Origin of the sequence: Faecalicatena sp. Marseille-Q4148 (genome assembly GCA_018228665.1) — a bacterium.
In the GTDB taxonomy this organism is placed as follows: Bacteria; Bacillota; Clostridia; order Lachnospirales; family Lachnospiraceae; genus UBA9414.
On record CP073692.1, the window covers coordinates 1,382,078 to 1,394,783 of the forward strand.

Consider the following 12,706-nt stretch of genomic DNA (forward strand, 5'->3'; position numbering starts at 1 on the left):
TACCTCCTAACTCATCAGCATTTCTTCCAATGTACCGCCCGGCTTTAACATCGGATATACCATTTCTTCACTGTCAATAATAAACTCTATCACTGTCGGTGTTTTCATATTTTCCTTTGCCTGCAGAAACGCATCCCGGATTTCTTCCTCTTTTGTAACCCGGATTCCGCAGGCCCCATAACTCTCTGCCAGTTTCACAAAATCCGGAAGGTATGGAGGACATTCGCAGTTCCCGCATTGACCGTCACAACTTCTCCGATACTTCAAACAAGTCATCGAATACCGCTTCCCATAAAATAATTTCTGCCATTGACGCACCATCCCAAGAAAACTGTTATTAAACACGCATAAAACAAGTGGCAGTTCCTGTGCTGCAGCTGTCGCCAGTTCCTGAATATTCATCTGCATGCCTCCATCTCCGGAAAACATAACTACCGGCACATCCGGACATGCGATCTTTGCACCGATAGCGCCAGGCAGACCATATCCCATTGTTCCAAGACCGCCTGAAGTCAGCAAACGACGTTTTTCATTGAGACGAAGAAACTGCGTTACCCACATCTGATGCTGTCCAACATCCGTCACAGCGATCATATCATCAAAAACTTCATCTGCAGTTTCAATGATTTTCTGAGGACTCATACCGTTTCTCTTTTTCATCTGGAGCGGATACGCTTCTTTCCAGTCTCTGATCTGGGCGATCCAATCTTTCTTTTCGCAGTTTTCCACATATGCGAGCATTTTCTCAATCGCTTCTTTCGCATCTGCAACGATCGGAATATCTACCTGAATATTTCTGGAAATAGATGCCGTATCAATATCAATATGAACAATCTGTGCATTTGTAGCAAATTCATGCAGTTTTCCGGTAATCCGGTCATTAAAGCGTGTGCCGATAGAAAACAGAAGATCACAGGCCCCTACCGCCATATTTGCCGCATAGGTACCGTGCATTCCAAGATTGCCGATATATAGCGGATGGTCTGACGGAATTGCTCCCTTTCCCATAATCGTTGTCACAACCGGAATTCCTGTCTTCTCCACTAATTGCCGAAATGCTTCGTTGGCTCTGGAAATATTCACACCGCCGCCCGCCAGAAACAGCGGCCGCTCTGCTTTGTGAAGCATCTTGATCCCTCGTTTTAACTGACCAATATGTACCGGTGGATTTGGCTTATATCCACGAATCGATACTTCCTTTGGATATTCCGAACTTCCAAGTTCTGCCATGACATCTTTCGGAAGATCTACCACTACCGGACCCGGCCGCCCTGTCCGGGCAATATAAAATGCTTCCTTCACAATTCTTCCCAAATCTTCTCTTCGTTTCACAGTAATTCCATATTTACAGATTGTTCGTGTGATTCCGATGATATCCACTTCTTGAAACGCATCATTGCCGATCAGATTCACCGGAACCTGGCCGGTAAAACATACAAGCGGAACGCTGTCATAATTGGCAGTGGCAATTCCTGTCACAAGATTCGTTGCTCCCGGACCACTTGTCACAAGGCAGACACCAACTTTTCCGGTTATGCGTGCATACGCATCTGCCTCATGCACAAGCGCCTGTTCATGCCGCGGAAGAATTACTCGCGTATGATCCTGTTTCCACAATTCGTCACAAATATCTATTGTGCAGGCGCCCGGATATCCAAATAATACCTCAACTCCTTCTTCTTTTAATGCTTTTACAAGTAATTTATTCCCTGATATTTTCTTCATCCGCTTTCCTCCTCTATTGCCTCTGATAAAAAAACACCCCGGACAAAACTGCCGGGGTGCTCATTCTCTTCCAGATAACGGAACTTCTAATACGCTCCCGTGTCATTCATGAATTCCGCAGCCATTGCGGAATTTCTTCAATAAAAACATTATATGATTACATTACATCAATGTCAACACAGCGTATTTAACCAACTCTCAGATTAAATTATATCAATTCTATTGTATTTCTATACTCGCTCATATTTAGCAAAAACATATTCCAAATCGAAGTACGTCTGCTCCTCTGTAACTCCTGTCATCTTCCAGTCTTTCATTTCGTCCAGGTTTGGGAAAAATGTATCAGCCTCATAGACATGGTCGATCTTCGTTACATAAGCTGTATCACAGTACGGGAGCAACTGACGGTAAACACTTTCCCCACCGATTACATAAATATCTTCCGATGGATATTTCTTCAGCTCTTCTATCATCTCTTCCAATGTTCCTACAACTACAGCGTCCTTTACTTTGTAATTTTGATCTTTTGTCAGAATGATATTGGTTCGGTTTTTCAGCGGCTGTCCCCCCGGAAAACTTTCCAGTGTCTTTCTTCCCATCGCAACGACTTTTCCGCTCGTCGTCTCCCGGAAAAACTTCATATCTGCCGGTATACTTACGAGAAGCTTATTGGATAAGCCAATCGCCCAGTTTTTATCTACAGCAACAATCAGATTCATGTCTTTCTCCTCCTAAACTGCAATTGGAATATTTTTAATCTGCGGTCCGGCCACATACTCATCCAGGCGTACATCGTCTTTCGTAAACTGATAAAAATCTTTTATCTCCGGATTCAGCCAGAACTTCGGTGCAGGATGCGTCTCTCTTGTAATCAATTCCTCCACAAGCGGGATATGGCGGTCATAAATATGTGCATCTGCAATCACATGCACAAACTCACCCACATTCATATCGCAAACCTGCGCCAGCATATGTACAAGAACAGCATATTGACAAACATTCCAGTTATTAGCTGCCAGTACATCCTGAGAACGCTGGTTTAAAATTGCATTTAATATCAGACGATCGCTTCCTGCCTTCTTCGTCACATTAAATGTCATACTGTATGCACATGGATACAGATTCATCTCATGCAGATCCTGGTGTACATATATATTCGTCATAATTCGTCGGCTGTACGGATGATTCTTCAGATCATAGATCACCCGGTCAACCTGATCCATCATTCCTTCACGATACTGATGCTTTACCCCAAGCTGATATCCGTATGCCTTACCGATAGAACCATCTTCGTCTGCCCAACTGTCCCAGATACGCGGTCCCAGATCATGAATATTATTCGATTTCTTCTGCCAGATCCATAAAAGCTCATCCGTACAGCTCTTAATCCCGGTTTTGCGAAGTGTCAGCGCCGGAAATTCTTTCGACAGATCATAGCGGTTCACAACTCCAAATTGCTTTACCGTATACGCCGGCGTTCCGTCTTCCCAATGCGGGCGCACTTTTTCTCCTTCTGTACTGCACCCGTGATCGATAATATCACGGCACATTTTAATAAACACCTGATCTGCATAACTCATGTCTCTTCCTCCTCATTTCTCCTATCTGGAATGAACCAGCGCAAATACTTTTGCTTTAGACAGCATCTGCAAAACTACATATAGAAGCAGTGCATCTACCGGCACAGATACGAGTTGTTTTACCGCTCTTGCCGGAAGCAATACAAAAAATGCTTTTCCATACATGACGGACAGCCACAGCGTTCCAAGCAGCAGATTAACGAGCACCGCTACAAGAATCTTCGCTGCAAAAATCCGTTTCAAATTGATCGGGCGATGATAGAGCATGATTCCGTAGATCACCGGTCCGAGAATCGCATTCAACGTCCACCCAAAGAAAAATGCTCCGGTCGGCTTCATAATATATTTAAGGATGTCTCCAACGCCTCCCATGAGCCCGCCTACGACAGGTCCAAACATAAATGCAGCCAGTTCATTGGCCAATCCTGAAAAGCCGATTCTCAGAAAATCTGTTACCTGAACAGAAAAATAACCGAGAATTACCCCGACCGCAATCAGCATTGCCGTAATCGCAATACAATTCACATGCTTTAGTTCACACCAGGAGTTTACAAACTGTTCTTTTAATTTTCTCATAAAAAATACCTCCTTTGCAGTAGTCCGAAAGCTACGCATAGCAGGTATACCTTCCCGGGAACTTCAGGCTCCCTCTCTATGTGTAGCAGCGGGATGCGAAATGTGCACCGCAAGTATAAATACTTTTCGTTCAGCCGGCAACTCCCCGTCCGTCTGACACTTAACGCGCTCATCTCTACTCTGCTCTTGCTTAATTGTCTATACAGGCAACAGTTACCTGTACAACCACAAGTGTAACACAATTTTGGCAGGATAGCAACCTGCCTTTTTCCTAAAAATGGGTACAAAAAAAGCACGAGACGGGATTCGAACCCGCGACCCTCGCCTTGGCAAGGCGATACTCCACCACTGAGCCACTCGTGCATATCTTATTGATTCTACTATGAAATTTAAAATTGCTGAAAGAGGAAATCTGCTTCCTTTTCAGGAAAGCACGAGACGGGATTCGAACCCGCGACCCTCGCCTTGGCAAGGCGATACTCCACCACTGAGCCACTCGTGCATCTTTTGTTTTGTTCAGCACCGCTTGAACAATTGATATTATATTACAGGCAACCACAGATGTCAACACTTTTTTTAACTTTTTTTATTTTTTTGTGATTGCCTGCACAACCATATCTTTAGAATCCCAATTCTTCTCCTACGAGAATGACTTTAATTCTTCCCTCATGTCTTGACCGTCTTGTCACAACAATCTCACAACACATGCAGCCCGGAGACTGGCAGTCACCGCACATTCCTGTCATTTCACAAGGTGTATTCGGATGAAGTCTTGCTGCATTGGCAGGACTGGATACATTGCGGATTCGTGGAACTGCACTTTCAATATCCGGCACAATCTTATTCACACCTGCAATTACAATTACATATTTCGGTCCATGGATCAGACATGCTACCCGATTGCCGTTGCCGTCAATATTGACAAGCTCTCCGTCCAATGTAATTGCATTTGTACTCATAAAGAAATAATCTGCTCCAACAGACTTCTGATAAAATGCTCTCTGCTCTTCCGGTGTCTTCGCTGTTGACCGGTCAAGCACATCATAGTCTCCATTTTTCAAAAGGTCCATCACACCGCTCTCAGAAAGCGTCACAGAGCCTCCCCAAGTCACAGAAGCTCCTTTTTCCACCAGTTCCTTTACTTTCTCTACCGCCTCTTCTTTTGTTGCACAGTAGAAGCCTTCCATATTACGTTTTGCAAGTCCTTTGATAATTCCTTCTGCCTGCTTTACATATGCGATTTTTTTAGCTTCATTCATCATACTGCACCTCCTGTAAAAATTAGTTTTTAAAACATTCTACAATGTTTGTATAACCCATTTCCGCCAGCTGTTCTTTCTGGAATTTTTTATTTTTCTTCATATTCAGGACTGTGACCTGCTTACCAGCGGCACGCTCATCACATGCTGTCTTCATAATGTTGATAAATTCACTCTGCGGAAGCCCTTTCTCTAACAGGTAAGCTTTCTTTTCTTCCTGATGCGGTACTTCGTATCCTCGTTCAAGAAGCAGCATGACAATTCTCTCAAATCCAATGGAAAATCCACATGCCGGCGTATTCTGTCCGGTAAATTTGCCGATCATCTCATCGTATCGTCCGCCGCCGCCAACAGAACCCCCGAATTCATCCATCGCAATCTCAAAAATCGTACCTGTATAGTAAGACATCCCACGCACAAGCGTTGGATCAAATTTGATCGCAAAATCTGCTGATTTTACTTCCAATACACTTGTAATAATCTTCTCCAGACTGTCTGCCACTTCTGCGTCCAGATATCCTTCCAGCTTCTCTTTACAGAAACGAACGCCTTCCACATCTGTCGTAATCAGCTCAAACAACTCCAGATATTTATCGATGGATTCCTTCGCATACCCGGAAGCTTCCAGCTCTGATGCCACTCCCTCCAGTCCGATCTTATCCATCTTGTCTAAAATGATAAATACATTATCATAATCTGCTTCTGCAAATCCGCTGTAAGCTGCCATTGCTTTTAACATTCTTCTGTCATTAATCCGGATCGTAAAGTTTTTAAAATCAAGCTTTCCAAGCAATGTTGTCGTAGCAAGGATAAGTTCGATCTCTGCAATATTTCCAGCCTCGCCGAGGATGTCAATATCGCATTGCATAAACTGGCGGAAACGTCCTCTCTGAGGTCTGTCTGCACGCCATACATTTCCCATCTGAAGTGCCTTAAACGGAGAAGGCAGCTCATTGGCATTGTTGGAATAATATCTGGAAAGCGGAAGTGTCAGATCATAACGAAGTCCTCCGTCTACAAGATCTGCCTCTGTCTTGGCTTCCGCAAGTTTCAATTTCTCGCCGCGTTTCAAAATCTTGAAAATCAGTTTTTCATTTTCTCCACCCTGTTTACTGAGCAGGTTATCAATATGTTCTACACAAGGAGTTTCCATTGAAGAGAAGCCGAAACTTTTGTAAGTTTCTTTGATCATATGAATGACATAGTCTCTGATCTCCATTTCTCTCGGAAGCATGTCCTTCATACCAGTTACCGGTTTTTTCTTTAATGCCATAATAATTCTCCTTTTCTGTCTATCATTTCGTCTATTCGTGCAATGTATTCTTTCAGATCTTTTACATTCTCTGCACGTTCAATCCGACATCCGTTCCCGGAAGCTTCCGGCCACACCGCCTTTGTGCTGGCGCCCGCCCCGCAGGCAACGATTGTCTGTTTCTCTTCCATAATAAGTATATTGTATATTCCCGCTTTGTCAACCTTCGCATAGCCAACATTTTCAAAATTTCCTGCGATATTTTTCTGACGGTACAGATAATAAGGCGTCATCCCCATCTTCTCTGCATATTCATAAGACAATTCAATCATGCCGGACAGATCCTTCGCCATCTTTTCCTCTTCTTCAGCTGTTCTCCGGAATTCTTCCATCTGACGAAGTTTTGACGCCCGCTTTACCGCAAGAGAATGTACGGTAAGATTGTCCGGATCCAGACGACAGATTGCCTTTAATGTATCTTCCATATCCTCCGGTGTCTCTCCCGGAAGTCCTGCGATCAGATCCATATTAATATTATCAAATCCCAGTTCCCGCGCCATCCGGTATACCTGTATGATATCGTCTACCGTATGTCGTCTCCCGATCAGATCCAGTGTCTTCTGCTGCATCGTCTGAGGATTAATTGAAATACGGGAAATCCGATGTTTTCGAAGCACTTCCAGTTTCTCCCTCGTAATACTGTCCGGACGACCTGCCTCCACGGTAAATTCCAGCAAAAACTCATAGGAAAAGGTCGCTTCCAAATGGCTCAGCAGGCGGTCGAGCTGCTCTGCACTCAATGTTGTCGGAGTCCCTCCGCCAATGTAGATTGTATTTAATTTCTTTCCCTGCATATGCAATCCTACCGCGGAGATTTCTTTAAACAATGCTGTCAGATACTCTTCCACATAATTCTTCCAGGAAGCAAGCGGATAGGAAGTAAATGAACAGTAAATGCATGTTGTAGGGCAAAAAGGAATCCCCACATACAAGCTGTATCCATTCTCATAATCCAGCTTTTCCAGAAGCATTTTCTCGCGCTTTGCAATTTCCAAACCCAGTCGCGCCTTCTCCTCAGTCATTAGGTAATGCGTCTGCATCTCCTCTAAGATTTCTTTTTCTTTTCGTCCTTCTTCCAGGGCTCCCATCATAATCTTCGTCGGACGAATTCCGGTAAGGATTCCCCAGGCAAGTCCTTTTCCTGTCAGTTTCTCATATGTTTCGTAAACAAATTTATTTACAAAATACTTCTTTTCCTTTCGTTCCGGGATGTTTTCCACACTTGCATGGGAAATTTCCAAAAGTTTTTCTCCATTTCTCTCTGCTTTTATCAACAGCTCCGCTTCCGGACAGATTTCCTGCACAATTTCTTCGCCCGGAAAAAATGCTTTTGTCAAATGATATACATCATACGGATATATTTCATTCTGAAAAATTAATTTGATCATGGTTTCCTCCTGTTATTTGCCGGAAACAAAATTTGGAGGATGCCTCGTCTTGCCGAAGCATCCTCTGTCTGCTCATATTGCTATACAATATATGGATTTTGTTTCTTCTCATCTCCAATGGTCGTTGCTCCCATATGCCCCGGAAATACCTTCACTTCTTCCGGAAGTACAAGAAGCCGTTCTTTGATGGAACGGATCAATGTACTTTCGCTTCCTGTTGGAAGATCACTTCTTCCAACCGATGCCTGAAACAGTGTGTCTCCGCTGAAAAGCATATTCTCCTGTTCCATATAGTAACAGCAGCCATCCGCCGTATGTCCCGGTGTGTAGATTACACGGAAACGAAATCCGGCAAGTGCTAATACCTGTCCATCCCGTACTGTTTCAAGATGATCGAGTGTCAGTCCATTCGTATAAGTTGCCGACAGGTTCTTTTTCGGATCATCCACGATGCACTCCTCAGAATCATAAATATATACCGGCATCTCATAGTCCTCACGCAGCCCCGGAACTCCCATCATATGGTCAAAATGTCCATGTGTCAGAAGAACCGCCACCGGCTTTAATGCTTCCTGCTCCAGATACGCTTTCATCTTCTTATTATATCCGCCCGGATCTACGATCACAGTCTCTTTTGTCTCTTCATTTATCACAAAGTAACAATTCGTTCCCAAAATTCCTGCTGAAAAAATCTCTATTTTCATAATTTGCTCTTACCCCGCTGTACGTTCTATATCCATAATCTCCGGAAGCTGTCTTAGCTTCTCTGTCACTCTCGTCAGTTCTTCCCTGCCATGCACGACAAAGCCCATCTCAATTGTTCCGATGCCCTGTTTGTTCGTTCGAACATTCATCGTCTTCACATCAATCTTCATCTCTGTAAAGACTTTGGAAATCTCCATTAAGACACCCGGCTTATCTGCTGCATACATCTTGACCTGAGCCAGATACGTTCCCTCACCGCCGGCGCTGCCTTCATTCTCCCATTCAGCATCGATCAGTCTTGCCCGTTCAGCTTCTGTCAGATGCAGCACATTCACACAGTCTGTCCGGTGAATCGTAAGTCCGCGTCCGCGTGTAACGAAACCAACAATCTCATCTCCGGGTACCGGATTGCAGCATCTTGAAAAACGTACTGCAATATCGTCAATTCCTTTCACAACAATTCCGCTCTTGGACTTCGTGACATGTACTTTGTTCTTAGCCGCCTCCGAAACACGTTCAAGAATCGTCTCATCTGTGATAGCTTCTTTATGGTCCTTCGTATACTCTTCTACAAGCCGATTTACAACCTGACCTTCTTTCAAGCCGCCATGACCAATTGCCGCCAATACGGAATCCCAGTCACGAAAACCGTATTTCTGCTGCACAACCTGTTCATATTTCTGTTTCAAAAGATCTGAAAGCGTAATTCCTTTGGACTTACAGTATGCATAAAGCATCTCCTTGCCTCTGGTAACATTCTCTTCTTTGAATTCTTTCTTAAACCACTGATTGATCTTGTTCTTCGCCTGTGTACTTCGGACGATATTCAGCCAGTCACGGCTTGGACCTTTGGAGTTCTGAGATGTCAGGATCTCAATGCGGTCACCGTTCTGGAGCTTATATTCAATCGGAACTAATTTCCCGTTCACTCTGGCACCGACCATCTTATTACCGACAGCGCTGTGAATACTATAGGCGAAATCAATCGGTGTGGAACCATTCGGAAGGTGCTTCACATCTCCATTCGGTGTAAAGCAGTATACCTCTTCTGTAAACAGATTCAGATCTCCCTTGAGCAGACTCAAAAATTCTCTGTTATCTGTATTCTGCTGCCACTCAAGAATCTGTCTAAGCCAGCTTAATTTCTCTTCTTCCTGTACCCGGATGTTCTTCTTCCCGTCATTAGATTCTTTATATTTCCAGTGAGCCGCGATTCCGTATTCTGCCGTCTTATGCATCTCTTCTGTCCGGATCTGAATCTCAAACGGCTGTCCGACAGAACTCATAAGCGTCGTATGGAGCGACTGATACATGTTCGCCTTCGGCATTGCAATATAATCTTTAAATCTGCCCGGGACCGGTGTATACATCTCATGGATCACACCAAGAGCTGCATAGCAGTCCTTTACGGAATCTACAATAATACGCACAGCAAATAAATCATAAATCTGATCTACTGTCTTATCCTGATTGACCATCTTTCGGTAAATGCTGAAGAAATGCTTTACTCTTCCCTTCACATCTGCCCGAATCCCTGCGTTGGCCATATGATTGGAAACTTCATCCACAATCTGACCTACAAATTCTTCCCGCTCCGTCTTTCTTGCATTAATCTGTCTGACAAGATCAAAATATACTTCCGGTTCTGAATATCTGAGCGCCAGATCATCAAGTTCTGTCTTAATCTTGGAAATACCAAGCCGCTGTGCCAACGGTGCATAGATGTCCATTGTTTCCTGTGCCTTCTCCTTCTGTTTCGCCGGCGGCCAGAATTGCGCTGTTCTCATATTATGAAGACGGTCTGCAAGCTTGATCAAAATAACACGGATATCTTTCGACATGGCAAGAAACATCTTACGCAGCGTCTCTGCCTGCATCTCAAGCTTATCTTTATCCTTTGAGTATGACAGCTGACCGATCTTCGTAACACCTTCTACAAGAAGCGCAACTTCCTCTCCAAACTGTGCTGCAATCTCTTCCGATGTCATTACTGTATCTTCTACAACATCATGCAGAATTCCTGCAACAATCGTCTCTTTATCCAATTCCAGATTGGCAAGAATAATTCCTACCCAGAGCGGATGAATGATATATGCTTCCCCTGACTTTCGAAACTGTCCTTCGTGGGCATCCTTTGCAAGCTGATAGGCTTTCTGTACGATTGTGAGGTCTGCTGACGGATGGTATTTCCGGATCCTTTTGATCAGAACATCATAAAGTTCATCCGGATCCTGATAATCTTTCGGGTCTTTGACTGCGTGTCCATCTACAATCTTTAATGCCGGATTCTCAATCTTCTTGCTTTCTTCTTCCATCTCTCTTCCCTCCCATTCCTTCGTACAAATAAAAAACGTGTATTTTATTATACCACTCTTCCCTGCAATATTCAAATTATTCCTTTATAATCACAGTAATTATCGATAATTTTGGACAACAATCTGCATTTTTTTCTGTCCTCTGTACTCATTGATCCCCGGATAATAGGTAAATGCCATCCTGGCTCCTTCTACTGTCCCATACACAGATTCCACATAGGTATAAAATGCTTCAACATCTCCAAAATACATTGCTTCCAGGCATGTCCCTGCACTATCTCTCACATACATTTTCAAAACATTTTTATTTTTGCCCAGTATCCTTGCTTCCAGAATTTCCAGGTTTTTCTCCACAAACAGAGGTTTTCGGTTTCCTTTTCCGAAAGGCGCCAATAATTCTATCTCATTTACAAAAGATTCTGTTACTGCTCCCAAAGGCATCTGCATATCAATACTTACTTTTTCAATCAGATCTTCCTCTGTCAGTCGGCAGAGATGATTTAACCTGCTGCGGAATTTCTCCAGATTCTCTTCCGGCATAGAAACTCCTGCCGCCAGTTTATGTCCGCCGAACTTTGTAAATAATTCACTGCAGCGGTTCATTTCCTCATACATATGATACGTTTCGATGGAACGTCCGGAGCCTTTGATTCCCTCCTCAGCCTTCGTTAAAACAAACACCGGTTTATGGTACCGCTCCCGGATTCTTCCGGCTACAATCCCCGCCAGACTTTCATGGCAGTCCGGAAGATACAATACAAGCACCCGGTCTTCCGGATACAATTCTTCTGCCTGAGCCGCCGCCAGTTCTACTGCTTTTTCTGTCATATCTTTCCGGTTATCATTTAAAGCCTTCAACTCTCCTGCCAGAATATCTGCATCCCGCTTGTCGGAAGCTTCCAGAAGCCGCAATGCTCTTTTCGCAGTATCCAGACGTCCTCCCGCATTAATACATGGCCCAATGACAAACCCAATATGATACGTTCCGACTGTTTCCGGATCTACACCCGTTACTTCCATCAAAGCTTTTAATCCATGATTTTTTGTCCGTCGGAGCATTTCCAATCCCTGCTTCACAAAAATACGATTTTCGCCAACAAGATCCATCACATCTCCTACCGTAGCAATTGCCACATTTTCCATGAGATCATCAATTTCATCTGCATCGCCTGCCATCACATTGTATACTGCCTCCATAAGCTTATAGGCCACCGCTGCACCGCAAAGCCCTTTAAACGGATAAGGACACCCTTCCTGCTTTGGATCTACCACCGCATCTGCCGGCGGCAGATGATATTTACGCCCTTCCTCCGTCTCCTCAAATGGAATTTCATGGTGGTCTGTCACAATAACTGTCAGTCCCATCTCCTTTGCATAGGCAATTTCCGATGCCGCTGCAATTCCATTATCACACGTCACAATGGTATCGATTTCTGCTTCCAATGCCCGATCGATCAGATCCCGGTTCAATCCATATCCATCTTTCATCCGATCGGGAATATCCGTATCTACATTTCCGCCAAGCCTTCTGATTGCTTCTGATAAAATATAGGTTGCATTTACTCCATCAATATCATAATCGCCAATAATTCGTATCGCATCACCTCCGCGTATCTTCTCGCAAAGAATTTCAACCGCAACATCCATATCTTTCATCAACATTCCGTCGAGAAGATCTGCGATCGTTCCATACAGATAATTATGAATTTCCTCTTCGGATATCACATCGCGATTTCGTATCAGACAGGCAAGTCGCGGACTGATTCCGAATTTTTTTCCGATTTTCTGAAAATCTGCTCCTTTTCTTAAAATAAACCATTTCTCCATACAAATGCCCCATTTATCC

10 protein-coding genes and 2 tRNA genes are annotated in these 12,706 nt (G+C 43.9%); all 12 read right to left on the reverse strand.

Annotation, left to right across the window (positions count from 1 at the left end; all coding sequences use genetic code 11):
* Positions 1-6 precede the first annotated feature (6 nt).
* Complete coding sequence (gene ilvB / locus KFE17_06545; protein QUO33379.1) at positions 7-1,725, reverse strand: biosynthetic-type acetolactate synthase large subunit; 1,719 nt, start codon at positions 1,723-1,725, stop codon at positions 7-9.
* A 230-nt stretch (positions 1,726-1,955) separates the two neighbouring features.
* The gene (locus KFE17_06550) at positions 1,956-2,444 is read right to left on the reverse strand and encodes a dihydrofolate reductase (protein ID QUO33380.1); all 489 of its coding nucleotides are present in this window, start codon (positions 2,442-2,444) and stop codon (positions 1,956-1,958) included.
* Positions 2,445-2,456: 12 nt separating this feature from the next.
* Positions 2,457-3,305 (reverse strand): thymidylate synthase, encoded by an 849-nt coding sequence (thyA, locus tag KFE17_06555; protein ID QUO33381.1) that lies wholly within the window; start codon positions 3,303-3,305, stop codon positions 2,457-2,459.
* 21 nt (positions 3,306-3,326) lie between these two features.
* A complete protein-coding gene (locus KFE17_06560) occupies positions 3,327-3,881 on the reverse strand; it encodes a folate family ECF transporter S component (GenBank protein QUO33382.1) in 555 nt (184 codons plus the stop codon).
* Positions 3,882-4,172: 291 nt separating this feature from the next.
* A tRNA-Gly gene (locus KFE17_06565) sits at positions 4,173-4,244 on the reverse strand.
* Positions 4,245-4,311: 67 nt separating this feature from the next.
* Positions 4,312-4,383, reverse strand: a tRNA-Gly gene (locus tag KFE17_06570).
* Positions 4,384-4,501: 118 nt separating this feature from the next.
* Entirely contained in the window at positions 4,502-5,140 is a 639-nt protein-coding gene (locus KFE17_06575) for a lactate utilization protein (GenBank protein QUO33652.1), read from the reverse strand.
* Positions 5,141-5,162: 22 nt separating this feature from the next.
* Complete coding sequence (hisS, locus tag KFE17_06580) at positions 5,163-6,413, reverse strand: histidine--tRNA ligase (GenBank protein QUO33383.1); 1,251 nt, start codon at positions 6,411-6,413, stop codon at positions 5,163-5,165.
* Positions 6,404-7,840: a coproporphyrinogen dehydrogenase HemZ gene (gene hemZ / locus KFE17_06585; protein ID QUO33384.1), complete on the reverse strand. Its 1,437-nt coding sequence runs from the start codon at positions 7,838-7,840 to the stop codon at positions 6,404-6,406. The genes hisS and hemZ overlap by 10 nt, the downstream gene beginning before the upstream one ends.
* A gap of 80 nt (positions 7,841-7,920) precedes the next feature.
* Positions 7,921-8,544 (reverse strand): MBL fold metallo-hydrolase, encoded by a 624-nt coding sequence (locus KFE17_06590; protein QUO33385.1) that lies wholly within the window; start codon positions 8,542-8,544, stop codon positions 7,921-7,923.
* A gap of 9 nt (positions 8,545-8,553) precedes the next feature.
* A complete protein-coding gene (locus tag KFE17_06595; protein QUO33386.1) occupies positions 8,554-10,860 on the reverse strand; it encodes a bifunctional (p)ppGpp synthetase/guanosine-3',5'-bis(diphosphate) 3'-pyrophosphohydrolase in 2,307 nt (768 codons plus the stop codon).
* Positions 10,861-10,959: 99 nt separating this feature from the next.
* Positions 10,960-12,687: a single-stranded-DNA-specific exonuclease RecJ gene (gene recJ / locus KFE17_06600; protein ID QUO33387.1), complete on the reverse strand. Its 1,728-nt coding sequence runs from the start codon at positions 12,685-12,687 to the stop codon at positions 10,960-10,962.
* Between the last annotated feature and the right edge of the window lie 19 nt (positions 12,688-12,706).